Annotated in this window: 19 protein-coding genes and 1 other RNA gene; 11 read left to right on the forward strand and 9 right to left on the reverse strand. The window is 67.1% G+C overall.

All coding sequences use genetic code 11. The annotated features are described in order from the left end of the window. Positions 1-5: 5 nt before the first annotated feature. From AC1PLS_RS02330 to AC1PLS_RS02340, 3 genes are all read left to right on the forward strand, one after another. The gene (locus AC1PLS_RS02330) at positions 6-179 is read left to right on the forward strand and encodes a DUF2934 domain-containing protein (RefSeq protein WP_005993048.1); all 174 of its coding nucleotides are present in this window, start codon (positions 6-8) and stop codon (positions 177-179) included. Positions 180-303: 124 nt separating this feature from the next. Next, entirely contained in the window at positions 304-2,466 is a 2,163-nt protein-coding gene (gene glgX, locus AC1PLS_RS02335; protein WP_184432348.1) for a glycogen debranching protein GlgX, read from the forward strand. A gap of 16 nt (positions 2,467-2,482) precedes the next feature. Further along, positions 2,483-3,115 (forward strand): NAD(P)H-binding protein, encoded by a 633-nt coding sequence (locus AC1PLS_RS02340; protein ID WP_054592631.1) that lies wholly within the window; start codon positions 2,483-2,485, stop codon positions 3,113-3,115. A 781-nt stretch (positions 3,116-3,896) separates the two neighbouring features. Here AC1PLS_RS02340 and AC1PLS_RS02345 read toward each other — a convergent pair. Then, positions 3,897-4,673, reverse strand: coding sequence for an SDR family NAD(P)-dependent oxidoreductase (locus tag AC1PLS_RS02345; protein WP_184432346.1), 777 nt, complete (start codon positions 4,671-4,673; stop codon positions 3,897-3,899). A gap of 214 nt (positions 4,674-4,887) precedes the next feature. On the opposite strand from AC1PLS_RS02345, the gene AC1PLS_RS02350 reads away from it, so the two are divergent. From AC1PLS_RS02350 to AC1PLS_RS02365, 4 genes are all read left to right on the forward strand, one after another. Next, positions 4,888-4,962, forward strand: a non-coding RNA gene (locus AC1PLS_RS02350) — sX9 sRNA. Between the two features lie 243 nt (positions 4,963-5,205). After that, positions 5,206-6,615, forward strand: a complete 1,410-nt coding sequence (locus AC1PLS_RS02355; RefSeq protein WP_184381053.1) for an FAD/NAD(P)-binding protein — start codon at positions 5,206-5,208, stop codon at positions 6,613-6,615. Positions 6,616-7,143: 528 nt separating this feature from the next. Beyond that, complete coding sequence (locus AC1PLS_RS02360; protein WP_167708303.1) at positions 7,144-7,575, forward strand: VirK family protein; 432 nt, start codon at positions 7,144-7,146, stop codon at positions 7,573-7,575. Positions 7,576-7,709: 134 nt separating this feature from the next. Beyond that, positions 7,710-8,147 (forward strand): VirK family protein, encoded by a 438-nt coding sequence (locus AC1PLS_RS02365; RefSeq protein ID WP_184432344.1) that lies wholly within the window; start codon positions 7,710-7,712, stop codon positions 8,145-8,147. A 312-nt stretch (positions 8,148-8,459) separates the two neighbouring features. Here AC1PLS_RS02365 and AC1PLS_RS02370 read toward each other — a convergent pair whose 3' ends face one another. Beyond that, positions 8,460-9,935 (reverse strand): efflux transporter outer membrane subunit, encoded by a 1,476-nt coding sequence (locus AC1PLS_RS02370; RefSeq protein WP_184432342.1) that lies wholly within the window; start codon positions 9,933-9,935, stop codon positions 8,460-8,462. An 88-nt stretch (positions 9,936-10,023) separates the two neighbouring features. On the opposite strand from AC1PLS_RS02370, the gene AC1PLS_RS02375 reads away from it, so the two are divergent. The 3 genes from AC1PLS_RS02375 (at position 10,024) to AC1PLS_RS02385 (ending at position 14,950) form a co-directional block, all read left to right on the forward strand. Continuing rightward, positions 10,024-10,641: a TetR/AcrR family transcriptional regulator gene (locus AC1PLS_RS02375; protein ID WP_039517156.1), complete on the forward strand. Its 618-nt coding sequence runs from the start codon at positions 10,024-10,026 to the stop codon at positions 10,639-10,641. A 77-nt stretch (positions 10,642-10,718) separates the two neighbouring features. Next, positions 10,719-11,864: an efflux RND transporter periplasmic adaptor subunit gene (locus AC1PLS_RS02380; protein WP_104576152.1), complete on the forward strand. Its 1,146-nt coding sequence runs from the start codon at positions 10,719-10,721 to the stop codon at positions 11,862-11,864. Further along, a complete protein-coding gene (locus AC1PLS_RS02385) occupies positions 11,861-14,950 on the forward strand; it encodes an efflux RND transporter permease subunit (protein WP_481104169.1) in 3,090 nt (1,029 codons plus the stop codon). Before AC1PLS_RS02380 ends, AC1PLS_RS02385 begins: the two co-directional genes overlap by 4 nt. 195 nt (positions 14,951-15,145) lie before the next feature. Here AC1PLS_RS02385 and AC1PLS_RS02390 read toward each other — a convergent pair whose 3' ends face one another. Further along, positions 15,146-15,610: an SDR family oxidoreductase gene (locus tag AC1PLS_RS02390; protein WP_238601135.1), complete on the reverse strand. Its 465-nt coding sequence runs from the start codon at positions 15,608-15,610 to the stop codon at positions 15,146-15,148. Positions 15,611-15,831: 221 nt separating this feature from the next. Between AC1PLS_RS02390 and AC1PLS_RS02395 the strand changes: the two genes are divergently transcribed. Next, complete coding sequence (locus AC1PLS_RS02395; RefSeq protein WP_104593792.1) at positions 15,832-16,164, forward strand: DUF6172 family protein; 333 nt, start codon at positions 15,832-15,834, stop codon at positions 16,162-16,164. A 59-nt stretch (positions 16,165-16,223) separates the two neighbouring features. Here the strand turns inward: AC1PLS_RS02395 and AC1PLS_RS02400 are convergent, their stop codons facing one another. The 6 genes from AC1PLS_RS02400 to AC1PLS_RS02425 form a co-directional block, all read right to left on the reverse strand. After that, entirely contained in the window at positions 16,224-17,516 is a 1,293-nt protein-coding gene (locus tag AC1PLS_RS02400; protein ID WP_481104170.1) for a DEAD/DEAH box helicase, read from the reverse strand. An 828-nt stretch (positions 17,517-18,344) separates the two neighbouring features. Next, a complete protein-coding gene (locus AC1PLS_RS02405) occupies positions 18,345-19,793 on the reverse strand; it encodes a dihydrolipoamide acetyltransferase family protein (RefSeq protein ID WP_481104171.1) in 1,449 nt (482 codons plus the stop codon). Continuing rightward, positions 19,790-20,173, reverse strand: a complete 384-nt coding sequence (locus AC1PLS_RS02410; RefSeq protein ID WP_184432334.1) for an SH3 domain-containing protein — start codon at positions 20,171-20,173, stop codon at positions 19,790-19,792. The genes AC1PLS_RS02405 and AC1PLS_RS02410 overlap by 4 nt, the downstream gene beginning before the upstream one ends. Position 20,174: 1 nt before the next feature. Then, a complete protein-coding gene (locus AC1PLS_RS02415; RefSeq protein WP_039515775.1) occupies positions 20,175-21,248 on the reverse strand; it encodes an alpha-ketoacid dehydrogenase subunit beta in 1,074 nt (357 codons plus the stop codon). Continuing rightward, a complete protein-coding gene (gene pdhA / locus AC1PLS_RS02420; protein ID WP_481104172.1) occupies positions 21,241-22,329 on the reverse strand; it encodes a pyruvate dehydrogenase (acetyl-transferring) E1 component subunit alpha in 1,089 nt (362 codons plus the stop codon). The genes AC1PLS_RS02415 and pdhA overlap by 8 nt, the downstream gene beginning before the upstream one ends. A gap of 177 nt (positions 22,330-22,506) precedes the next feature. After that, on the reverse strand, positions 22,507-26,088 hold the full coding sequence (locus tag AC1PLS_RS02425; RefSeq protein WP_481104173.1) for a lamin tail domain-containing protein: 3,582 nt from the start codon (positions 26,086-26,088) through the stop codon (positions 22,507-22,509). Positions 26,089-26,375 lie beyond the last annotated feature (287 nt).

Genomic DNA, 26,375 nt, shown 5'->3' on the forward strand with positions numbered 1-26,375 from the left:
AAGCAATGAACGACACGGAACGGCAAGCGCGGCTTCGCCAGTTGGCACAGGAGATCTGGGAGGCCGAAGGCCGCCCGGACGGCCACGCAGATCGGCATTGGGCCATGGCCGAGCGGCTGGTGGATGCCGAAGAGCGCGCCGCCGAACAGGCTGGCCCGCCGGTGACTGCACGCCAGTAACGGTGCATCCGTCACCTTGCATGGTTCACCCTGCAGGCTGTGCCGTGCCAGGGTGAGCGTGCCCAGGCACACAGGCACCCGCATTCGCTCAGCGTTTTGAGTTCACCGTTCTCAGGAGTTACCGATGGCCACCCGCAAGTTCACTCAGCGCTCGCGCATTCGCGAAGGCCGTCCCAATCCGCTCGGCGCCACCTGGGATGGCCTTGGGGTCAACTTCGCGCTGTACTCGCGCAACGCCACCCGGGTGGAACTGTGCCTGTTCGACGAGCGTGGCCGCGAGCAGGAGCGCCTGGCGCTGCCCGAATACACCGACGAGGTCTGGCACGGCTATCTGCCCGACGCACGCCCCGGCCAGCTGTACGGCTACCGCGTGCATGGACCTTATGCGCCCGAGGCCGGGCACCGCTTCAACCACAACAAGCTGCTGCTGGACCCGTATGCCAAGCAGATCGTCGGCGAGCTCAAATGGGCGCCGCATCTGTTCGGCTACACCATCGGCCACCGCGACAAGGATCTGAGTTTCGACCGTCGCGACAGTGCCGCGTTCATGCCCAAATCCGCGGTGATCGACCCGGCCTTCACCTGGGGCCAGGATCGCCCGCCGCAAACGCCGTGGAACCGCACGGTGATCTACGAAGCGCACGTGCGCGGGCTGAGCATGCTGCATCCGGCAGTGCCGCCGGAAAATCGCGGCACCTTCTCGGCCCTGAAGACCGACGAGCTGATCGACCATATCAGCTCGCTCGGCGTCACCGCGGTGGAGCTGCTCCCGGTTCACGCCTTCGTCGACGACCAATACCTGCTGGAAAAAGGCCTGCGCAATTACTGGGGCTACAACACGCTGGGCTTCTTCGCGCCGCAGGCGCGCTACATGTCCACGCGCACCGTGGCCGAGTTCAAGCAGATGGTGGCGCGCCTGCATCATGCGGGGCTGGAAGTGCTGCTGGACGTGGTCTACAACCACACTGCCGAAGGCAACGAGCTGGGGCCGACGCTGTCGTTCAAGGGCATCGACAACGCCAGCTACTACCGCCTGGCCGACGATCGCCGCTTCTACATCAACGACACCGGCACCGGTAACACCTTCGACCTGACCAACGTCGGCGCGTTGCGCATGGTGATGGACTCGCTGCGCTACTGGGTGCAGGAAATGCATGTCGACGGCTTCCGCTTCGACTTGGCCAGCATCCTCGGCCGCGAGCGCTATGGCTTCGATCCGTCGGGCAGCTTTCTCGATGCGGTGCGCCAGGATCCGGTACTGAGCCAGACCAAGCTGATCGCCGAGCCGTGGGATATCGGCCCGGGCGGTTACCAGGTCGGCAACTTTCCGCCGGGCTGGGTGGAATGGAACGACAAGTTCCGCGACAACGTGCGCGCGTTCTGGCGTGGCGACGGTGGTCAGCTGGCCGAACTTGCCACGCGCCTGACCGGCTCGGCCGACCTGTTCAACCATAGCGGCCGCCGCCCCACTGCGTCGGTCAACTTCGTCACCGCGCATGACGGCTTCACCCTGCGCGATCTGGTCAGCTACGAAGGCAAGCACAACTTCGCCAACGGGGAAGAGGGCAGGGACGGCAGCGACCACAATATCTCGGCCAATTACGGCGTCGAAGGCGACACCAACGACCCGGGCATCAAGCAGCTGCGCCGCCAACAGATGCGCAACCTGCTGGCCACGTTGTTGCTGTCGCAGGGCACGCCGATGCTGCTGGCCGGTGACGAGTTCGGCCACAGCCAGAACGGCAACAACAACGCGTATTGCCAGGACAACGAACTGACCTGGATCGACTGGACTGCCGCAACCAAGGCCGCCGCCGCCGATCAGGCTGCGTTCGTGCGGCGGTTGATCCGCATCCGCCAGCGTTACCCGCTGCTGCATCGCGCCCGCTTCTTCGATGGCAAGTTCGACGAAGCGCTGGGCCTGAAGGATCTCACCTGGCTGGCACCGGACGGCCACGAGATGGACGAAGCCGGCTGGCACGACCCGGAAGCGCGCGCGCTGATGCTGCGCCTGGATGGCCGCTCGCCGACCACCGGCTTGCGCGAGATCGCCTCCAACGTGACCTTGCTAATGCTGATCAATGCGGCCTCCACCAGCGTGTCGTTCACGCTGCCGGCGATGCACGACGAACATTGGCGCGTGCTGGTCGACACCGCACGCCATGGCGGCCGCGTGGTGGCCGGCGGCAGCGAATGGAAGGCGCCGGCGCACTCGTTGACCTTGCTGGCAGTGGAGCGCGATCGCATCGCCAGCAGCGCACGCATCGTCTCCGAGGGCGCACGCTGATGGCAGGGGCGGTCTGATGGACGTGCTGCTGGCAGGGGCCACCGGTCTGGTCGGCGGACATGTTTTGCAACAGCTGCTGGCCGACGCGCGCTGTACCGGCGTGGTGGCGATCACGCGCCGGCCGCTGTCGCAGATCCATCCCAAGCTGCGCAACCAGGTGATCGATTTCGAGCGCCTGGACCACTGGACCGCGCCGCGCATGGAAGCGGCCATCTGCGCCCTGGGCAGCACGATGAAACAGGCCGGCTCGCGCGAGGCGTTCTACCGCATCGATCACGACTACCCGATGGCGCTGGCACGCGCCGCCTGCGCGCAGGGCACCTCGGTGTTCGTGCTGAATTCGGCGGCCGGTGCCGACGCGCACTCGCGCATCTTCTACAACCGCGTCAAGGGCGAACTGGAACGCGACCTGCGCGCGGTCGGCTTCCCCTCGCTCACCTTCGTGCGCCCGGGCCTGATCGGCGGCGAACGCGAGCAGCGGCGCACCGGCGAACACATCGGCAGCCTCGTGCTGGGCGCGCTCGGCCCACTGCTACCACGCCGCTTCCGCATCAACCCGGCCGAACGCATCGCCGCCGCCATGGTGAGCGCCGCGCTGGCACCGGCGCGTGGCGAGCACAGCGTCGAGGCGGCGGAGTTGGCTGGCTAACGCCGCCTCATCGCCTCGTCGCGAGGCAGCCGGATAGAGGTGAGACGCCGCCGTATCGTAGGAGCGTGCCTGCGCGCGACGGGGCATTACCAGTAGCTTCATCGCGCGCAGGCACGCTCCTACAGGTTCACGCGCAGCGGATCGCCATCTCCGCCAGCACAAATAACGTGCTCACACTCCCAACGACTGCCCACCCTTCATCAGCACCTGCCCGTCGTCGCGAGGGCATTGCAGAGGGAGAAACTGCTTGTCTGTTGTTCGTAGGAGCGTGCCTGCGCGCGACGGGGCGTTACCGATAGAGCTTCATCGCGCGCAGGCACGCTCCTACAGGTTCACGCGCAGCGGATCGGCATCTTCGCCAGCACAAATCCCCGCTCACACCCCCAACGACTGCCCACCATCCATCAGCACCCGCCCGTCGTCGCGAGGGTGTCGCAGATGGAGGAACTGCTTGTCTGCTGTTCGTAGGAGCGTGCCTGCGCGCGACGGGGCGTTACCGATAGAGCTTCGTCGCGCGCAGGCACTCTCCTACGGGTTCGCGTGCAGCCGATAGCCATCTCCGCCAGCATAAAAATACCGCTCACCCCCCAAGAACTGCCCACCCTCCATCAGCACCCGCCCGTCGTCGCGAGGGCGTTACAGATAGAGGAACGGGTACCCGCTGTCGTAGGAGCGTGCCTGCGCGCGACGAGGCATTACCGATAAAGCTTCATCGCGCGCAGGCACGCTCCTACAGAGTCACGCGCAGCGGATCGGCATCTTCGCCAGCACAAATCCCCGCTCACACCCCCAACGACTGCCCGCCATCCACCGCCAGCACTTGCCCGGTGATCCAGCGTGCTTGCGGCGATGCGAGAAACAACGCCGCATCGGCGATGTGTTGCACCTGCCCGAACCCGCCGAATGGAATGCTGTCGCGGATGCGGGCATACAGTTCCGGTTCTTCGTTGCGACGACGCGCCCATAGCCCATCCGGAAATTCGATCGAGCCCGGTGCGATCGCGTTGACGCGGATGCGCTCGCGGGCGAGTTCGGCGGCCAGCGTGCTGGTGTAGTAATTGAGCGCCGCCTTGGCGGTGGAATAGGCGATCGCACGCGGCGTGGGGCGTTGCGCATTGATCGAGCTGATATTGAGGATCACTGCCGCGTCGCTGTTGCGCAGGTGCGGCAGCGCGGCGCGATTGCAGCGCACTGCAGCCATCAGATCCACGTCCAGGCCGGCCTGCCAGCTCGCATCGTCATTGCCGTGTCCATAACCGGAGGCGTTGTTGATCACCACGTCCAAACCATTCAGTGCCTGCGCTGCGGCCTGCACATAAGCCTCGATTTGCGCAGCGTCCGACAGGTCGCAGGCGAAGGTGTGTACCGGGGCTCCATGAGGCGCCAACGCGAGGGCGGCCTGTGCCAGGCCATCGGCATTACGTGCGCATAGCGAGACCTGCGCGCCGTTGCGCACGAACGCGTCGGCAATCGCCAGGCCGATGCCACGGCTGCCGCCTGCGATCAGCACGCGTTGATTGCGCGGCGAGATTTGCGTGGGTGCTGCGGAAATGGACATGGCGGACACTCAATCGGAAACCGACATTATCGAGCAGCCCGGTCATGACGCGGTGCTCGGTACCGTTGCGGTGTTGAACGCAGCATCGCAATGTCTGCTGTCCGTTTCACTACTTCCACCGCTTCTGCCAACGACGCGCCGGCCACCGCGCGTAGCGGGCTGGCGATCTACTGCGCTCATCCCCAGGCGCGCGCGGCCGGTGCTCGGAATTGCCATGTGCCACTCGTACACTCAGGTTTTGAGCGCCGTCCACACGCCCCGAGCGATTGTTCGCTACGTGTTGTCAGCCACCCTAAATCGCGTTGCGCAGCGCTGCGCTGCGAGCCAGGTTGGGGGCCATGCACCGGCACCTGGCTGCGGTCGCGCGCGCTGTCATCTTTGTGCAATGCCGTGCGCACGCCGCTTGCAACGCAAGCCTCATCACCAAGCATGATCAGCTCATGCGTTTTCGGTTTCTCGCCGCTAACCATTTGTTTACACGTTTGCGCCGCGCTGCGGGCACAACGTGCGGGTCATTCAGTGGGAGTTGCACATGGAAACCCATATCACCGTCATCGGTGCCGGCTTCTGCGGCACCGCGCTGGTCCGTGCACTGGCGCAGACGGCCGATGCGCAGGTGCGTATCACCCTGGTCGGCGTGACCGAGACCTTCGGCAGCGGCATCGCCTATGGTGCCGCCCGGCCGGAGCACCTGCTCAACGTGCGCGCCAAGGACCTGGGCATCGATGCGCAGGCGCCAGGCGCCTTCGCCGATACCCTGCATCTGGGCGACAGCGGGCGACTGGAATTCCTGCCGCGCCTTGCCTATGGCGATTATCTGCGCAGCGAGCTGGATACCGCGGTCAGTGGCGCGCAGGCGTCGATCGTGCGGCTGTCGCAGGAAGCGGTGGCGGTGGAGCGTGCACGCACGGGCTTTCGCGTGTTCCTGGCCAATGGCGATGCCTTCCACAGCGATCGGGTGGTGCTGGCGGTGGGCGCACTGCAGCCGCAGGCGTTGGCCGGGATCGGCCCGCGCCTGAGCGTGCATCCGCGCTATATCGGCTGGCCGTGGCAGGGCGATGCCCTGGCGCGCCTGTCGCCGGACGACGATGTGCTGATCGTCGGCACCGGGCTGACCATGGTGGATGTGGCATTGACCCTGCACACGCGCGGGCATCGTGGCCGCCTGCTGGCGATCTCGCGACGCGGCCTTGCGCCGCAGGCGCATCTGCGCCAGCCGGGTGCGGCGCTGGAATTGCCGCCGCATCTGCAGCGCGCACTCAAGGATGCCGACCTGCGTGGCCTGCTGCGCGGTGTGCGTCAGCTCAGTGCGGTGGTCGACGACTGGCGACGCGTGGTGGATGCCTTGCGCCCGCATCTGCAACCGCTGTGGCAGCGGCTGGAGTTGCCGCAGCGTGCGCGTTTCCTGCGCCATCTGCGCCCGTATTGGGAGGTGGCGCGGCACCGCGTTGCGCCGGGCGCAGCGGAACAGCTGGCGCAATTGCAGCAATCGGGGCAACTGCAGATCGTCGCAGCGCGCCTGCTGCGCGCGCGTTGGGTGCCCGATGGCGTGGAAGCGGTGATTCGCCCGCGTGGATCGGCCGACGCGCAGACCGATCATTACGATGCGGTGATCCGCGCCACCGGGTTGGACACCGACATCGACCGCACCAGCGACCCGTTGATCGCCGGCATGCGCGAGGCGGGCCTGTTGCGTGCCGACCCGCTGGGTCTGGGCGTAGACACCGATGCGCAACTGCGCGTGCGCGATGGTGCCGGGCAGATCGTGCCAGGGCTGTATTGCGTGGGCCCGCTGCTACGCGGGCGCTATTGGGAAATCACCGCCGTGCCGGAGTTGCGTGTGGCCACACGTGCCCTGGCAGACCGTCTGTTGCTGGGCGCGATGCCGGCGTTACAGCCGGAGCCGGAACAGGTGCCGCGCGAGGTCAATGCGCGTTTGTAGCTGGGTGGATTTGCGTTGCAGCTTCCTGATGGTTGTATCAAGTTGAAGCTGTGACGAGTGCGAGTTTGAGCCTTCTCTCATCGAGAGAGTGCCTCATCACCCCGCATCTTGAACCCTTCTCCCATCGGGAGAAGGTGGCGCGCCAGCGCCGGATGAGGGTAGGTGCGCAGCCCCGCGGGGTTGGGTGATGCCTTTTTGAAAAAGTTGCTTCCGGTCGACGCGTGCCGGTTGCAGCATTTTTTTATGCGTGCATCAGATGCCTGCGTAATGCCCGTCTGTCGTCTGCCGTCTGCCGACATTCCTTCGGCTTTTTTTCTGGCGATAGAAGCGCCCGATCACGCAACAAACAGCCTCTGCGCGCGCAGGCATAGCCCTCACGGCGCAATCTCGCGCGGACTTCGCCAAACAGCGCAATCATGCCGCGTGATGCGTAGCGCAGTGCGCCGTTGCAGACAGAACTGGGTCATGTTGACGGCCCTGGGCTGATTACAGTCCAGGTCGCTTCTTTCCCTAGTCCTGGAGTTCGCCATGCCCCGTCTTGCTCCCGCTGCCCTGCTCGCCACGCTGTGCGCCTGCACGCTGCCCGCCTGGGCGAGCGAATCGCTCAATACCCGTGCGGAAGTGCTCGCAGCCCTGGAATCCGGTTACGACGTCAGCCTGACCACCGATCTTGGCCGCTGCACACCCGAACAAGGCACGCCGGTCACCCAGACCCGTGGCGGCCGCCATATCGATGCGTACCGCATCACCGAGGACGGCACTGCCGCGTTCTCTGGTTCGCACTTCACCGTGGCCAACGACGGCAAGCCGATCCAGCAGTTCATGCGCTATCAGCTGCGCCCGGATGGCAGCGTGCGTTTCACCACCTACATGTACGACCTGCCGGGTCTGCAGCAACGCGGGCCGGTGCTGGCGTATCAATGCACGATCAATCAAGGCATCCGTTTCCACGCCGATTGAGCGCGTAGCCCCGTGACGACTGCGGTCTGCAGCAGCGCCACCGCGCGCACTGCAGCCTGCAGCAGTCGTGACCGCGCCAGCACCCGCGCATCCTGCAATGCACTTGACCGCCACTCACTCTCGAGGAGACCCGCATGCCGTCATATCCAGGTTTTTCACTCGTTGCCGCCGCGCTGTGCATCGCGGCGGTGCCCGCGTTTGCCACTGAATCGTTACGTAGCCAGGCCAGCTTGATCGCTGCGCTGGAGGCGGGACGCGCGGTGGCGGTGTCGGTGGATCTGTCGCGCTGCACGGCGGAGGCGGGCACCGCATCCAGCCAGAGCCGCGGCGGTGTGCGCATCGGTGCGTACCGGTTGACCGCCGATGGCACGTTGGCGTTTTCCGATACCCAGTTCATTGCTGCCAGCAGCGACGGCAAGCCATTCCAGCAGTTCCAGCGCTATCAGGTGGGCGCGGACAATCGCGTGCGGCTCACCACCTACATGTACGACCTGCCAAGCCTGCAGCAACGCGGGCCGTTGCTGGCGTATCAGTGCGCGATCGACCAAGGCATCCGCTTCCACGCGCATTGAAGCGCCGCTGCGTTGCGAGATGCCACAGCGCAGCGCGTGCAGACTGTTTCGTTGCGTCGCTCACCCGCGGCTGGCATCGCGTCAATGACGCGACAGCATCAACATCGATGCGGTCTGGCCAGGTGCGTACGTTCGCGGCATGCAAGGCGATGTGCAGTTGTCATCCGCATCAACATCGTGCAAGGCACATGGAGTTGTCATTGGCCAGATGCATAGGGTCGGTCTAGACCTCGGTGGGCAATGAGCGCCCACCGACGCGATGCAATCGCCGCAGCGGGTGATTGCCCGGTCGCGATCCTGTCAGTGCTTGCGTCAGCGCGGTGACGACTGCTGCAGCGCAACTGCGTCGGCGGTGCTGGATTGCCAGCCGCCACCCAGCGCCCTGAAGGTGGCCACCGCACTGCGCGCGGCATCCGTGCGTGCCTGCACCTGCGCATCGGATGCGCGCAGCAGTTGCTCGTCGGCATTCAATACTTCGATCAGGCTGACCACGCCCTTTTCGTAGGCCAGTGCGGACGCGGTGCGCGCCTTGCCCAGTGCGTCCACGCCTTGCGCGAGCACGCTGGCTTGTTGTTCGCGTTTGACCAGTGCGGTGAATGCATTTTCGACGTCCTCGGTGGCGCGCAGGACCGCCAGGCGATACGCCGCCAGCTGCTCGGCTTCCTGGCCCTTGGCCTGGGCGATCTGCGCATTGATGCGGCCGAAGTCGAACAGCCGCCAGCGCAGGCCCAGCACGCCGGCGGACTGGCTGGCATCGCCGGTGAACAGGTTGGCGCCGGAGATCGCGGTGGCGCTGCCGAGCAGTCCACTAAGCGAGAATTTGGGGTAGTACTCGGCCATCGCCACGCCGATGCGCGCGTTCGACGCTGCCAGCCTGCGCTCGGCCGCGATCAGATCGGGGCGGCGCCGCAGCAGGTCGCCGGGCGTGCCCGTCTCGGCGATCCGCGGCGCAAGCGGAATCGGTTTGGTGGCGGCCAGTTCCGCGCGGTGCGTGCCAGGCGGCACACCCAGCATCACGTCCAGGGCGTTCATCGCCGCGACCAGGCCGCTTTCGATGCCGGGCACCGAGGCCTGCGCCTGTGCCAGCGCGCCTTGCGCCTGGTGCAGTTGCAACTCCGGCGCGAGCCCCTTGCCGTGCAGCAGCGTCACCATCGACAGCAGGCCCTGCTGGGTGGCGACCTGGCGCTGCGCCACCTCCAGCCGTGCCTGCAGGCCGCGGATGCTGATGTAGATATCGGCGGTCTGCGCCGCCACCACCAGGCGGGTGGCGGCGGCGCCGGCTTCGCTTGCCTGGTAGTCGGCCAGTGCGGCCTGACGTCCGCGACGCAGGCCGCCGAACAGATCCAGCTCCCAGCTCGCGCCCAGGTTGGCTTCGTAGGTGCTGGCGTAGCGGTCGAAGTTGGGCGTGCTGTTGAGCACCTGGCCGAGCGGCGTTTCCAATGACTGGTAGGCGCGGGTCGCGTTGCCGCTGATGTTGCCCGAAGGCAGCAGCGCGGCAGTGGCGGCGGTCAGGCCGGCGCGGGCCTGGGTGACGCGCGCGGTGGCCTGGGCCAGGTCCAGGTTCTGCGCCAGCGCCTGGGTGACGTAGCGGCTCAGGTCCGCGTCGTCGAAGCCGGTCCACCAGGTCGAAAGCTCGGCCGGTCGCGCTGCCGGGCGCACTTCGACCGCCGCCTGGCCCGCGTAACGGTCTGGCAGGGGCGCTGCGGGGCGGGTGTAGGTCGGACCGACTGCGCAGCCCGTGGCAAGGCTGGCAACGACAAGCACGGCAACAGGACGGAACGGGGACATGGCAGACCGGGCAGGCAGGAATGAGCTGTGACTATAATACGAAATGGTCACTTTTGTATGTGGGGCGCCGGGGCGCTAAGCTGGCGGCATGAGCAAGACATCCAGCTATCCGGTTTCGGGCCGCGGCCCGGCCGACCATGACGTGCGCGATCAGATCGTGATTGCGGCCACCGAGCATTTCAGCCGCTACGGCTACGAGAAGACCGCCGTCTCGGACCTGGCCAAGGCGATCGGGTTCTCCAAGGCCTATATCTACAAGTTCTTCGAATCCAAGCAGGCCATCGGCGAGATGATCTGCAGCAACTGCCTGCGCGAGATCGAGACCGAGGTGCGTGCCGCGGTCGACGAGGCGGAGCAGCCGCCGGAGAAATTACGCAGGCTTTTCAAGGTGATGATCGAGGCGAGCCTCCGGCTGTTCTTCCAGGACCGCAAGCTGTACGAGATCGCCACCTCGGCGGCCACCGAGCGCTGGCAATCGGTCCGCGCCTATGAAGTGCGCATCCAGACACTGCTGCAGGATGTGCTGCAGCAAGGCCGGCAAAGTGGCGATTTCGAGCGCAAGACGCCATTGGACGAGGCCACGCAGGCGATTTACATGGTGCTGCGCCCCTACATGAACCCGCTGCTGCTGCAGCATAGCCTGGAGCAGGCCGACGAGGTGCCGGTGCTGTTGTCTAGCCTGGTGTTGCGTAGCCTGTCGCCCTAAATTCGTTTGTGACTATTGACTGATTTAGTCACAAGTCTCAGGATGCGAGCCTTCATCAGCTCGCTCCTGGATTTGCCATGCTTCGGCGCCTCGTTACCTCTGCCGCTTTCTGTGTGCTGCCGCTGGCATTGATCGCCTGCGGCAAGGCGCCCCCTTCCGACCCGCGTACCGAGGCCCCGCTGGTGCGTGTGGCCATCGTCGAAGACGCCGGTGCCGCGGCGCGCAGCTTCTCCGGCACGGTCGCGGCCCGGGTGCAGAGCGACCTGGGGTTCCGGGTCGCCGGCAAGGTGCAGGAGCGTCTGGTCGATGCCGGCCAGCGCGTGAAACGTGGCCAGCCGCTGCTGCGGATCGACCCGGTCGACCTCAAGCTCGCTGCGCGGGCGCAGCAGGACGCGGTGGCGGCCGCGCAGGCGCGCGCCCAGCAGGCGGGTGAGGATGAAGCGCGCTACCGCGATCTGCGCGGCACCGGCGCCATCTCCGCCTCGGCCTACGACCAGATCAAGGCCGCCGCCGACGCCGCCAGGGCGCAGCTGAGCGCCGCCCAGGCGCAGGCCGAAGTGGCGCGCAACGCCAACCGCTACACCGACCTGCTGGCCGACGCCGATGGTGTGGTGATGGAGACGCTGGTCGAACCGGGCCAGGTCGTCGCGGCCGGGCAGCCGGTGGTGCGGCTGGCGCATGCCGGCCGCCGCGAGGCGGTGATCCAGTTGCCGGAAACCCTGCGCCCGCAGGTCGGCTCGGTAGCGCAGGCCACCTTGTTCGGCAATGCCGCTGTCACCGTGCCGGCGACCTTGCGCCAGCTGTCCGAAAGCGCCGACCGGCTGACCCGCACCTTCGAGGCACGTTACGTGCTCGATGGCGCACTGGGCGATGCGCCGCTGGGCACCACCGTCAGCCTGCGCATCGCCGATGGCACGGCCGCCGGCCCGCAGGCCGGGCTGCAGGTGCCGCTGGCCGCGCTGTTCGATGCCGGCAAGGGGCCGGGCGTGTGGGTGATTGCCGGCAATCCGGCCAAGGTGCGCTGGCGGCCGGTGACGGTGCTGGGTTTGGACGACGACCATGCCACGGTTGCCGGCAAGCTGGCGCGCGGTGAGCGCATCGTGGCACTGGGTGCGCACCTGTTGCGCGACGGCGAGCAGGTGCGGGTGGTCAACACGATTGCGCCTGCCGCCGGCGCCACGACCGGCGCCAAGGCCGCAGCCGCGGCAGGAGCGCAGCCGTGAGCGAAGGTGGGTTCAATCTTTCCGCGCTGGCGGTGCGCGAGCGCTCAATCACGCTGTTCCTGATCGTCCTGATTTCGCTGGCCGGCCTGGTCGCCTTCCTCAAGCTTGGCCGTGCCGAAGACCCGGCCTTCACCGTCAAGGTCATGACCATCGTGACCGCCTGGCCGGGCGCCACGCCGCAGGAAATGCAGGACCAGGTCGCCGAGAAACTCGAAAAGCGCCTGCAGGAACTGCGCTGGTACGACCGCAGCGAAACCTATACGCGCCCCGGCCTGGCGTTCACGACCTTGACCTTGCTGGACAGCACACCACCCAGCCAGGTGCAGGAGCAGTTCTATCAGGCGCGCAAGAAGGTGGGCGACGAAGTCGGCAACCTGCCGGCCGGTGTGATCGGGCCGATGGTCAACGACGAATATGCCGACGTCACCTTCGCGCTGTTCGCGCTCAAGGCCAAGGGCGAGCCGCAACGTTTGCTTGCGCGCGATGCGGAAAGCCTGCGCCAGCGCCTGTTGCACGTGCCGGGCGTCAAGAAGGTCAACATCATCGGAGAACAGCCCGAGCGCATCTTTGTCGAGTTCTCGCACGAGCGCCTGGCCACGCTGGGCGTCGGTCCGCAGGAGGTGTTTGCGGCGCTCAATGCGCAGAACGCCTTGAATGCGGCAGGTTCGGTGGAGACGCGCGGGCCGCAGGTGTTCATTCGCCTGGACGGCGCGCTCGACAGCCTGCAGAAGATCCGCGACACCCCGCTGGTGGTGCAGGGCCGCACCCTGAAACTGTCGGATATCGCCACGGTCAAACGCGGCTACGAAGATCCGTCCACCTTCATGATCCGCAGTGGCGGCGAGCCGGCGTTGCTGCTGGGCATCATCATGCGCGATGGCTGGAACGGGCTGGATCTGGGCAAGTCGCTGGACAGCGAAGTGGGCGCAATCAATGCCGAGCTGCCGCTGGGCATGACCCTGAGCAAGGTCACCGACCAGGCGGTCAACATCGACGCGTCGGTGGGCGAGTTCATGACCAAGTTCTTCGTCGCACTGCTGGTGGTGATGCTGGTGTGCTTCGTCAGCATGGGCTGGCGCGTGGGTATCGTGGTGGCGGCCGCGGTGCCGCTGACGCTGGCGGCGGTGTTCGTGGTGATGCTGGCCACCGGCAAGAACTTCGACCGCATCACGTTGGGCTCGTTGATCCTGGCGCTGGGATTGCTGGTGGACGACGCCATCATCGCGATCGAGATGATGGTGGTGAAGATGGAGGAAGGCTACAGCCGCGTCGCCGCATCGGCCTATGCGTGGAGCCATACCGCCGCGCCGATGCTGTCCGGCACGCTGGTGACCGCGGTTGGCTTCATGCCGAATGGGTTTGCCGCTTCCACTGCCGGCGAATACACCAGCAACATGTTCTGGATCGTGGGGATCGCGCTGATCGTCTCGTGGGTGGTGGCGGTGGTGTTTACGCCCTACCTGGGCGTCAAGATGCTGCCGGATCTGAAGAAGATCGAAGGCGGCCACGACGCGCTGTACGACACGCCGCGCTACAACCGCTTCCGCAATGCGCTGGCACGTGTCATCGCGCGCAAGTGGTTGGTGGCCGGCTCGGTGGTGGGCCTGTTCGTGCTTGCGATCCTGGGCATGGGCATCGTCAAGAAGCAGTTCTTCCCGATCTCCGATCGCCCTGAAGTGCTGGTCGAAGTGCAACTGCCGTACGGCAGCTCGATCACCCAGACCAGCGCGGCCACGGCCAAGCTGGAAGCCTGGCTGGCCGGGCAGAGCGAAGCCAAAATCGTCACTGCTTACATCGGCCAGGGCGCGCCGCGTTTCTTCCTGGCGATGGGTCCGGAGTTACCGGATCCGTCGTTCGCCAAGATCGTGGTGCGTACCGACAACCAGCACGAGCGCGATGCATTGAAGCTGCGCATGCGCAAGGCGGTTGCCGAAGGCTTGGCCTCCGAAGCGCGCGTACGCGTGACCCAACTCACCTTCGGCCCGTACTCGCAGTTCCCGGTGGCCTACCGGGTCAGCGGGGCGGACCCGCAGGTGGTGCGTGGCATTGCCGCGCAGGTCAGGCAGGTCATGCAGGACAGCCCGATGCTGCGCACCGTCAACACCGACTGGGGCACGCGCACGCCCACGTTGCATTTCACCCTGGACCAGGACCGCCTGCAGGCGGTGGGGCTGACCTCGACCGCGGTGGCGCAGCAACTGCAGTTCCTGCTCAGCGGCGTGCCGGTCACGTTGGTGCGCGAGGATATCCGCAGCGTGCAGGTGATGGCGCGTTCGGCAGGCGATACGCGCTTCGATCCGGCACGCATCGCAGACTTCACCCTGGCCGGTGCCAACGGCCAGCGCGTGCCGCTGTCGCAGGTGGGCAAGGTGGATGTAAGGATGGAAGAGCCGATCATGCGCCGCCGCGATCGGGTGCCGACGATCACCGTGGGCGGCGATGTCGACGACCAACTGCAGCCGCCGGATGTCTCGGCGGCGATCACCAGGCAGCTGCAGCCGATCATCGACACATTGCCCAGCGGTTACCAGATCAAGGAGGCCGGTTCGATCGAGGAATCCGGCAAGGCAACCACCGCGATGCTGCCGCTGTTCCCGATCATGCTGGCGGCCACCTTGCTGATCATCATCCTGCAGGTGCGTTCGATCTCGGCGATGGTGATGGTGTTTCTGACCAGCCCGCTCGGCCTGATCGGCGTGGTGCCGACCCTGATCCTGTTCCAGCAACCGTTCGGCATCAATGCGCTGGTGGGCCTGATCGCGTTGTCGGGCATTTTGATGCGCAACACGCTGATCCTGATCGGGCAGATCCATCACAACGAGGCCGAAGGGCTGGACCCGTTCCATGCGCTGGTGGAAGCCACCGTGCAGCGTGCGCGGCCTGTGATCCTGACCGCGCTTGCGGCGATCCTGGCGTTCATCCCGCTCACGCATTCGGTGTTCTGGGGCACGCTGGCCTATACGCTGATCGGCGGCACCCTGGCCGGCACGATCCTGACGCTGGTGTTCCTGCCGGCGATGTATTCGATCTGGTTCAAGATCCGGCCCGATTCCGGTAGCACCCGGGCAGCGACGCAGCACGTGTGATGCCGCTCGGCCGTGGCGGCCAGGCCGCCATTATCGAAGGCGGCGGCGCGCGGTCGTTCACCCGCGTGGGCCGCCGCCGCGGCCTGCGAGGAACTGGCAGCCGGCCGGCAGGCCGGCGTGCGGGAACCGTGGCGCTGCGCAGGGCACAGACGACAGCGCGTCCGTGCCCTGCGGTTTGCCTGGTGAGGCGCAGACTCAGACTTGGTCGGTCGGAAGCACGAAGACTTCGGCGATGTTGACGTTGGACGGTGCCTGCGCCGCGAACAGGATGGTGTCGGCACTATCCATCGGGTCCAGCATGCGAACCGTGCCGGCATAACCGGGCATCATGGCCTGATATTCCGCGCCGGTGGTCTGTGCCGGAAGCTCGGTTGCGACGATGCCCGGTTGAATGCTGGTGACGCGGATGTTGTGCTTCTTGCCGACTTCCATCCGCAGGCCTTCGGTGAACGCGGTCACTGCAAACTTGCTTGCCGAGGACACCGCAAATCCCTGGCCAAACACCTTGCGCCCGACGATCGAGGAAGTATTGAAGACGTGGCCGGACTGTTGCTTGATCATCTGCGGCAGCACCGCTGCAGCCACGTTGGGCACGCCTTTCACATCGACATCGTCAGCCAGGTGGCAGGCCGAGGTGTGCGACACGCCATCGTCGTGCATGAGGCGGCGGCCTGCCGGCCTGTGCCAGCCTGCATCGACGGGCCGCCCGTCGCGTCGTAGCGGCGGCGTGTATCCATGCTGGCGCAGGGCGCGCGTGGCCTTCTCCACGCCGAGGCAGGCAAACGCTTGCGCCCATGCCGCCGGCCACCGAATCCCCGGCCATTCACCCAGAACGGCCGTGTGGCCTCACAATAGGCGGCCAGCTCCCAACCGATGTCGCCATGCGCAAGACCTACCAGCTCAACCTCGAAGGCAAGAACCGCGATCGTCTGCTGGAATCCAGCAAGCACGATATCCGCAAGTACATCCGCCGCGAGCGTCGCAAGGACTTGCCGGAAGGAGCGGATTATTGGGACTTCGACATGCGCTTCGGGGTGGACGAGGCCAGTGCTGCGCCGCTGCCGCCGGCCGAGCTGATCCGCTCGATCAATGCGCTCACCAGCGAAGGTGGCGGGCAGTTCTTCGTGGAAATCCTGCGCAAGCCCGGCAAGCGGACTCCGCGTGCCGATGGCGACAGCGCCCCGGGCGGCGAGCTGGATTTCGAGCAGGACTGAGTCTTCGCATGGCGTCCGCCTTGGCGTGACGACAGCGCGCCAGGTGTCACGCAGCGCCTTCAGTCGGGCTTGCCTGCCTGCGTCGCCGCTGCCGCGCGTTGCTTGTCCTTCTTGTTCGGTCGCCTGCCCTTGATGCCGCCGTTGTCGTCCGCAGCGCGCGTGCCGGGATTCGGCATCTGTGTTGCAGGCGCCGCGGTCGCCGGGCTCGGCTCGAACCCGGCGACCAGGCTGGTCGGTACGCGCAGGCCCTGGCGTTTTTCGATTAAACGCCATTGCGGCTGGCTCTCTGCCGTGACGAAGCTGATCGCAAGGCCGCTGGCGCCGGCGCGTGCGGTGCGGCCGATGCGGTGGGTGTAATCCACCGTCGAACGCGGCAGGTCGTAATTGATCACGGCCGGCAGCGCATCGATATCGATACCGCGCCCGGCCAGATCGGTGGCCACCAGCACCTGCAGCTCGCGCTGTTTGAAGGCAGACAGGGTGCGTTCGCGCCGGCCCTGACTCAACTCGCCGTGCAGCGGCTGCGCGTTGATGCCGGTCTTGCCGAGTTTTTCAGCGACTTTTTCGGCGGTGTGCCGGCTGGCGACGAACACCAGCACATGCGACCAACCATGCTCCTGCAGCAGGTGGCGCAGCAGTTGCGTGCGCTGGCCGGCATCGACGGCGATCGCGCGTTGTTCGATCGCAGGCGCAGCCTCCGGGGTGGCGGCAACGGTGATGCGTAGCGGGTCGCGCAGGCGACGCTTGGCCAGCGAGGCGATGCCGGGCGGAAACGTGGCCGAAAACAGCACGCTCTGGCGCTGCGTCGGCAGCAAGGCCAGAATGCGATCAAGCTCGGCACCGAAGCCCAGCTCCAGCAGACGGTCGGCTTCATCCAGCACGAGTGTGGCGACTTCGCTCAGGCGCAGCGCGTTGTGGTCGACCAGATCCAGCAGCCGCCCGGGCGTGGCGACCACGATATCGGCACCACCGCGCAGGGCGAGCAGCTGCGGATTGATCGAACTGCCGCCGGTGGCCGCCACGATCTTGAGCCGCCGCGGCAGATGCGCGGCCAGTTGGCGCAAGGTGTCTTCCACCTGCGCAGCGAGTTCGCGCGTGGGCACCAGCACCAGCGCACCGAGCACGCGCGGCGCGGTGTCGGGCGCCAGGCAACGTTGCTGCAGCAGCGGCAGCGCATAGGCCAGCGTCTTGCCCGAGCCGGTCTGCGCCATCGCGATCAGATCGCGCCCCTGCAGCATCGGCGCAATGGCCTGCTGCTGGATTGGCGTGGGTGTGTGGTGACCGGCGCGTGCCAGTGCAGTGTCGAAGAATGGCTGCAGCTGTGGCGACAGCGAGAGATGGGCAAATGACATGGGCCGATTATCCAGGCATTTGCGCTGCAATGGTCGGTGGGACGTCATGCGGGGTTGCCGCTGGGCAATGCATCGATGGGCGGGCAGGGCGCCGCAACCAGAGCGCAGCGCCGCCGCTCGGCAGCGCATCTCTCCATATCGTCCAAGTCCATCGCGGCACCGCAACCAAGACTTCGACCCATGGATTCTTAGGGGCGATCAGATGCTTAAGTCAAAGCCTGGTGCATCGAGTGCGCGGTGCCCTCACCGCTCGCGGGACACGCCGTGAATCCATCCGTGGAGGCTCCTCGGCGGCATCCATGCCGCCGAGGGTCCCGCAACCGGCGAGGGCACCGCACCAGAAAGTTGGTCGGTGGTCGAATGAAAGCTGCTTGCTCGACATGCATCGACCACTGAGCCATTGAACCCACCCATCGTGCTCCAGCGGTGCACATCCCGCACCGCTCTTGACCGTGCACACCGACCATCTCGACTGGTCCTTGTCCGCCCACCTTCGCCGGACCTTGCGCGGCATGGACGCCGCGTAAGAGCCTACAAGGACGTACTCGCGGCGTGTCCCGCGATGGTGTGCGGGTAAGGGCTCTGCAGCCAAGTCCTGGCGTTGGTAACTGATCGGATGCGCCGCAATCCAGACGCCGCGTCACGCCCTGCTTGTAACCATGCACACCGACCATCTTGACTGGTCCTTGCCTGCCCACCGTCGCGGGACCTTACGCGGCATGGATGCCGCGTAAGAGCCTACATGGACGTACTTGCGGCGTGTCCTGCGATGGTGGGCGGGCAAGGGCCCTGCAGCCAGGATCAGCCGCTCTACCTGCTATCCGTGCGTCAGTTGGCCAGCGCCAGATCGTCCAGCAGTGCGCGCAGGAAACGCGCGGCTTCGCCGCCGGTGGCGGCGCGGTGGTCGAAGGTCAGCGACAGCGGCATCACCTTGTGGGTTTCCACCCCGCCCATCACCGGGGTGAGCTGGTAACGCGCACGGCCGGCGGCGACGATGGCCACGCATGGTGGCACCACAACCGGGGTGGCGTAGCGGCCGGCGAACATGCCGAAGTTGGACAGCGAGATGGTGTAGCCGCTGAGTTCGGAGGCGGCGATGCTGCGGTTTTCCACCTGCTGGCGCAGCCGGTTGACGCTTTCGCGAATGCCGTGCGCGTCCAGCATGTCGGCATTGCGCAATGCGGGCACGAACAGGCCTTCTTCGGTATCCACTGCAATGCCGATATCCACCTGCGTGTGCAGGGTGCGGCTGAGTGCCTCGCCGTCGAACCAGGCATTGAGCGCCGGCACCGCCTGGCACGCCCGCACGATGCCGCGTACCAGCCGCACGGTGACATCGTTGCCGGGCTGCCAGGCGTGGATGTCGGCATCGTCGTTGAGCGTGGTCGGCACCACCTTGCTGTGCGCATCGGCCATGACGCGCGCCATGTTGCGACGCACGCCCTTGAGCTGCTCCGGCTGGTCTTTGGCGACCACGCCTGGCGACTGGGTGCGCATCGGTTTGCCGCTGGCAGACAGCGCTGCACGCGGTTGCGCGTTGCCGGCTGCGCTGGTTGCCGATTGCGTGCCGGCGGCGGCGTGCGGCGCGGCTGCCGGCGCATTGCTGCCGTTGCTCGGGGTGACCGAGGCGCCGGCGCGCGCTACAGACAGCGGCGCGCTGCCGGCCGCGGCGGCCTGCTTCACATCCGCCATCGTCACCGTGCCATCCGGGCCGCTCGCACGGATCTGGGCCAGGTCCACGCGCAGCTTGCGCGCCAGCGCGCGCACGGCCGGCATCGCGCGCACGCCGCCCACGGCGATCGCCTGTTCGCTCTGCACCGCGTTGGAGCTCTGCATCGCACCGACCACGGTACCGGCGTCGTCACGCTCGCTCCCGCCACTGGAATCGGCGTCGGCTATCTCGCCGCCGTTGTCGGAGGCGACCACGCGTGCGGTCGGGCCGGCCGCGCTGTCGCCGGTGCTGGGCGTGTGCGTGGGTGCGGGACCGTGCGAGTGGCCGGTGTCCTGGCCATCGGCGCGCTGCGGCTGCGAGGCGTCCAGCGCGAACTGCGCCAGCATCGCACCGGTGACGATGATGTCGCCGGCGGCACCGGCGAGCTTGGTCACGGTGCCGGAAAACGGCGAGGGCACCTCGACCACCGCCTTGGCGGTCTCCATCGAGACCAGCGGATCGTCCAGGCGCACGCTGTCGCCCTCCTTGACGAACCATTCGACGATGGTGGCGTCGGGCAGGCCTTCGCCCAGGTCGGGCAGGTGGAAATTCTTGGCTTCGCTCATGGCAGGTTCTCTTGCGCCGCAGGCAGCGGCGGCGTGGTGTCGTCGAGGAGTTCGAGGTCGGCGGCCGGCAGCCAGCCCTGCATGCCATCGGCACGCTCGGACCACCACCAACCGCCATGTTCGTAATGCAGCAGCACGTCCTCGCCCTGGTGGGCATCGAGTTCGCGTGCGTCGTAGTCGCGCAGGGCTTCGGCCTGGCCGTCGCCCAGCGGGCGCAGCCAGGCCACCGGGGCCCAGCCGGCATGGCCGTCGCCGGTGTTGACCCAGGCGAAGGCCGGCCATTCCTCATCGCGCACGCCGATGGTCACCTGCTGGCCTGCACGGAAGTGGATCGGATTGGCGTACGCGGCGCGGTAATCGCAGAGCAGACGGGCGCGCATGTCAGCCGGCGGCCACCGCGCGACGGGCGGCGGTGACGATGCGCTCCACGCTCGGCAGGTACTTCATTTCCAGCCGGAACAGCGGGATATGCGTGTCGTAGCCGGTGACGCGTTCGACCGGTGCGAGCAGGTCGTACATCGATTTTTCCGCCAGCTGCGCGGCGATCTCCGCACCGAAGCCGGCGGTGCGCGGGGCTTCCTGCACGATCACGCAGCGGCCGGTCTTGGCCACCGATTCGGCGATGGTGTCGAAGTCCAGCGGGCGCAGCGTAGCCACGTCGATGACCTCGGCGCTGATGCCTTCGCCGGCGAGTTTGTCGGCCGCTTCCAGCGCTTCCTTGACCTGCGCGCCCCAGGTGACCAGGGTGACGTCGGTGCCGTCGCGCAGCACGAAGCACACGTCCAGCGGCAGCGCTTCGCCGTCGTTGGCGACCACTTCCTTGTACTGGCGGTAGATGCGCTTGGGCTCCATGTAGATCACCGGATCCGGGTCGCGGATCGCGGCCAGCAACAGGCCATAGGCGCGCTGCGGCGAGGACGGCAACACCACACGCAGGCCGGGCACGTTGGTGAAGATGGCCTCGTTGGCTTCGCTGTGATGTTCCGGCGCGCGGATGCCGCCGCCCCACGGCACGCGCAGCACCATCGGGCAATGCAGGCGGCCGCGGGTGCGGTTGCGCAGGCGTGCGGCGTGGCAGATCAGGTGATCGACCATGGGATACACGAAGCCGTCGAACTGCGCTTCGGCCACCGGCTTCATGCCCTGCGCGGCCAGGCCGACGCTCAGGCCGGCGATGGTGGTTTCATCCAGCGGTGTGTCCAGCACCCGCTCGCTGCCGAAGCGCTGCTGCAGGCCGGCGGTGGCGCGGAACACGCCGCCGTTGACGCCGACATCCTCGCCCAGCACCAGCACCGCGGGGTCGTGTTCCAGCTCCCAGGCCAGCGCCTGGGTGATGGCTTCGATCAGGGTGATGGGCGAACTCATGGCGATCTCTCCGCGCGTGGCTGCGGCGTTGTAAGGGGCGCTGGCCTGCTGCTGTGTCGCAGCCAGGTGTGACTGGTTGAGCTCATCCATGGCGGGCCTCCTGCGCCATCACTTCCGCGCGCTGGGCCAGCAACTCGGCCGGCGGGTCGCCGTAGAGGTAATCGAACATCGCTTCCACCGGCTGTACCGGCGTGTTGAGGTAGGCGTTGACCTCTTCGTCCACGCGCGCGCCGCATTCGGCCTTCCAGGCGGTTTCCTGCGCCTCGTCCCACAGGCCCTGCGCGGTGAGATAACGGCGCAGGCGCAGCAGCGGCTCGCGCGCCCAGCCCTGCTTGACCTCTTCTTCGCCGCGGTAGCGCCGCGCATCGTCGGCGGTGGTGTGATCGGACAGGCGGTAGGTCAGGAATTCGATCACCGTGCCGCCGTCGCCGGCCAGTGCACGCGCACGCGCCTGGCGCATCGCCTCGAGCACCGCGATCAGGTCGTTGCCGTCCACCTGCAGGCAATGCAGGCCGCCGGCCAGGCCCTTCTGCGCCAGCGTCTGTGCGCCGGTCTGCGCCGAGCGCGGCACCGAGATCGCCCAGCCGTTGTTGATCACGCACAGGATCAGCGGCAGCTTGTAGGCACCGGCCGAATTGAGCGCGGCGTAGAAGTCGGTCTTGGAGCTGCCGCCATCGCCGCAGCAGGCCACAGCGACCTGCGGCTTGCCCTGCAGCTTGAACGACAGCGCCGAACCGGCCGCGTGCAGGCACTGGGTGGAGATCGGCACGCAGATCGGGAAGTCGATCGCCGCGTCGGCATCGCGCGGATAGTCGCTGCCGCGTTCATCGCCGCCCCAGTACAGCAGCACGTCGCGCGGACGCACGCCGCGTTCGAACATGGTGCCGTACTCGCGATAGCTGGGCGCGAACACATCGCCGCTGCGCATCGATGCGCCGATGCCCACGTGGGTGGCTTCGTGGCCGAGGCAGGCCGCATAGGTGCCCAGCTTGCCGGTGCGCTGCAGCGCGACCGACTTGCTGTCGAAGGTGCGCACGAACAGCATGCGCTTGAACAGCGCGAGCAACTGTTGCGGGTTGGCGGCGTCGGCCGACAGGTCGTCGCGGACGATCTGGCCGTCCGCGTCCATGTATTGCAGATATTCGATCTCGAACTGCGCGGCTACGCTCATTGCGGCGACACCTTCACCAAGAAGTTTCAAATGATATGAGTTGCAATGTTAAGGACCACGCAGCAAAAAGCTGTCCTGCACCGCAGCACACAATGATGCTGGCTTGCACAAAAAAAAGGGCGCGGACCAGGCCGCGCCCTTTGTCGCAGTACAGAACTGCGACGTGTTGCACTGCGATCAGCGGCGGCCGGTGCCTCCACCGATCGGGGTGACGATCAGCGCCGTGTTGTCGGCCGGGTTGGCATCGGGCGAGGTCGAGCTGGCGCTGGCCTGCACCCGCACCGCGCGTTCGGCCGGGATCGGCTTTGCCGCGACGGTCAGCTGGAACACGGCCTGCGCGCCCGGCTGCACTGCGGCGGCGGTGCTGCAGACAAACACTGCGTTGCGCAATGACTGCAGTTGCTTGGTGCAACGCCAGCCGCTGGGCGGCACCAGCAGCGACAAGGCCGACACCGTGTTGCCTTCGATCCGCACGCTGGCACCGGTGGCCGCTGCGTTGCCGCGGTTGTCCAGCAACACCCGGTAGGTGGCGTTGAAGGCGGTGGTGGGCAGCGTGGCGGGGCCTTCCAGGCGCACTGCCAGATCGCTGCGCAGCGCTGGCTGCACACTGACTGCGGCGGTGTCGGTGTTGTTGTCCGGCTGCGGGTCGGGCGTTTGCGAGGCGACCGAGGTGGCCAGGGTCAGCGTGCGCCCTGCCAGTTCCGCGCCAGCGTCGACCTGCACGGCAAAGCGCTGTGCATTGCCGGCTGCCAGCGAGGCGATGGTGCAGGTGACCACCGTCTGGGTCGCGGTTTCCGGCGCCTGACAGCTCCAGCCCTGTGCCGCGGTGACCCGTGGGCTGACCGCGGCATCGAAGGCCAGTGCCACTGCGGCAAACGCCGCGCTGTCGGGCCCACGGTTGTCCACATCCACACTGAAGTCGATGCGCTCGCCTTCGGTGACCTGTGCGCGTGTCGCAGTGACCGTTGCGCCCAGGTCGGCACGCAACGCGGGCGCCATGCGCAGCAGCACCACGGTGGGGTCGTGGTCGGACAGGCGCGTGGGCGTATTGGCATCGTTGCGCGCAGTGCCGGGGAAGTCGGCATTGATGCGTGCGTGGCCCACCGACAGCGAGGCGATGCCGGGTGCGCGCATCAGCGCCTCGTTGGCCAGGATGTGATCGAGCGACTGCACGTTGCCGTCGAAGGCGTACGAGTAGCTCTGGTCGGGCGTGTTGAACCAGGTCAAATCGGTGTAGTCCGGGTTGACCAGGTCCGCGCCATCGCCATTCACCACGGTCTGCGCATCCGGCGCCGGCCTGCCGGTGACAGTGCCCATCGCATCCACATAGCCGTCGTTGAACTCGAAGGCGTTGAAGTCGCCCATCACCAGCACCTGTTCGGCCGGGTCGAGCTGCTGGCGCGTCTGCAGCAGGCGCGCCAGGTACTCGGCCTGGGCCTGGCGTTTGGCGCGGATGCGGGTGCCTGCGGCATCGTCGGTTTCGGCGCCGTTGAGCGAGCGCTGATGCACCACGATGGCGGTCAGCGGCAGCACGCGGCCATCGGCCTGATGCACCCTGGCGCTGAGCACCAGCGGCGGGCGATCGTTGAGCAGGCTTACGCCACCGCCCGGTTCGGTCCAGGTGGTGGTCTTGCCTTCCTGAGCGATGGACACCACTTCCACGCGCGGCATGCCGGCCGACACCGTACCGGTCTTGACCAGGAAACCGACGTCGATGCCGCCGACGTCATTGCCTTCCTGCAGGTAGGCCACGTACTGCGGGTTGGGCTGGCCGGAGGCGATGGCATCGGCGTTGATGCGCGCAGCCAGGGTCTGCAGCACGCTGATGTTTTCCACCTCCACCGTGCCCAGGATGTCGGGCGTGTGCAGGTAGTTGCGGATCGCCAGCGAGGCCTTGTTGAGGCGGGCCTGGAACGCGGCCGGAGTGAGCACCGGTTCGCCGATCGCCGGGTCGTTCTGGTCGTCGAAGAAGCGCTCCATGTTGTAGGTGGCCACGGCCACGTCATCGGCCTTCGGTACCGGTGCCGGGCGTGGTTGGTCGGCACCGTTGCAGTTCACCTGCGGGGTGCGTTCCGGATACAGCGTGTAGCGGCGGAAGCTGTAATCCAGCGGGCCGGTGACATCCAGCACGACGCAGCCGGAGGCCAGATCCAGCCGTTCGGCGCCCACGCCGGCACTGCCAACGGCGATCACTTCCGGGTTGGTGTTCCAGCGCGGCACGCCGGCAGGCGAGCCGGCCGGCAGCGGGTCGGGCAACTGCACGCCAGGCTCGCGAAAGGCGCGCGGCAGGCCGGTGACCACCGCATGGAACACGCCATTGCTGGTGGCGCTGGCGTTGGTCTCGTTGACGCTGCCGCCGGTGGGCGCATTGACGGTGAGGCTGGCGGCGGTGACGCGCATGCCTTCCAGCGCTTCGAGCTGATCAAAGGCGCCGTTCGGGTTGGGGAAGTTCGCGCTCAACGCCACCGGCATCGGCAACGGGTTGCCGGTGGAATCCAGCAGCACGGTCAGGCTGCCGCCGATCTCGGTCAGCGGCGGCTGGGTCGGGTCGGCGGTGGGCACGTACTCGAGCACCGTGCCCTGCACGCGCACCCGGTTGCCGATGGCAGCGGCATCCGGCGGTGCGCTGCCGGTGTAGACGTAGACGCCTTCGGAAGTGGCCGGATCGCCATCGGTTTCGGCATCCGGTGCCTGCAGGAAGAAGCCGGCGCTGCGACGGGCAGTGACGATGCCCGAGGTGGCGACCACCTGGCCTTCCAGCGGCGAGCGTGCGCCCTTGCCCTGGATGGCGTGGATCGGCAGCAGGCTGAAGTCGTCGTTGAGGATGGTGCCGGTGGCGCTCAGCGTGGCCGGCAACGCGCCGGTGAGGCCGCTGATCTGCAGCGCGAAGGTCTCGTCGGGTTCGGGCGTGGTGTCGCCCAGCACCTCCACGGTGATGCTGGCGCTGCGCTCGCCGGCGGCGATGCGGACGCTGGAGGCGGGCAGGGCGACATAGTCGCTGCCGGCCGTGGCCGTGCCATCGGCGGTGGCGGCGGTGAAGCTCACCCCGCCTGCGCCGGCCGGCTGGCTCAGACTCAGCGTGAACACGAAACTGCGGCTGCCGCTGTTGCCTTCGGCCTGGCTGACGTCGGCCAGCGTGGCGATCGGCTGGCCGCCGCCGCTGCACAGCCGTGCGGGGCTGGCGGCGTTGCGCGGCGCCGGCGCGCCGGTGGCGAAATCGGCCGCGTTGTTGTCGGTGTCGGTGCAGCCATCGCCGCCGCGCAGCACTGCCAGCGTATTGCTGGGCGCCAGCGTGGGCGCATTGCCTTCGGCGCAGCTGGCGGTGCTGCCATAGCCGACCAGATCGGCATTGCCGGTGGGGCAGGCGCCGCTCAACGCGGCGGCGCTGTTGCTCAGCGCCACCTTGCCGGCGCCGCCGCCCATGGCGATGGTGCCGGTGGCATCGGGCGTGGGCAGCGCGACGCTGCCGCCGCTGCCATCGGCCTGCTTGACCAGGTAATAGCCGCCGGCCGGAACGCTGCCTGCCAACGGCGTGACCTGCCAGCTGCTGCCGGCAGCCGAGGCGTATTGCACCGACCAGCCGTCCAGGCTGACCGTGGTGCTGCCGATGTTGTGCAGCTCGACGAAGTCGCTGCGGAAGGTGGCACCGCTGTTGCCGCCACCGCCGTAGACCTGGCTGATGACGACCTGGGCATTGGCGTGGCCGGCAACCGCCAGCGCACAGAGAAGTAAGGCTGCACGACGCTGCAACACATGCATGAGATGAGAGTCCCCTGATCCATGAGACGTGAAGCGCTCCCCTGGTCCGGCCACGTCCCTGGCCGGCAGCGCCGTTCGATTCTGCATGAATTTGCAGACCTTGGTTGACGATACGGTGACACCGGCGCAGCGGCTGCGCGCGCGGGCGAACGCTGCAGCATTTTTCAGGTGTGAAGTAACGGTCGCGTACGCCACGGCATCGTCAGGCTGCCAAGCAGGCAGGCCACCCAGGCAAACCGGACGCTGCCGCGACATGCATCAAGGCCGCGCGCTGCAACTCCTGCCTC

Source organism: Xanthomonas sp. NCPPB 3218 (genome assembly GCF_056725185.1).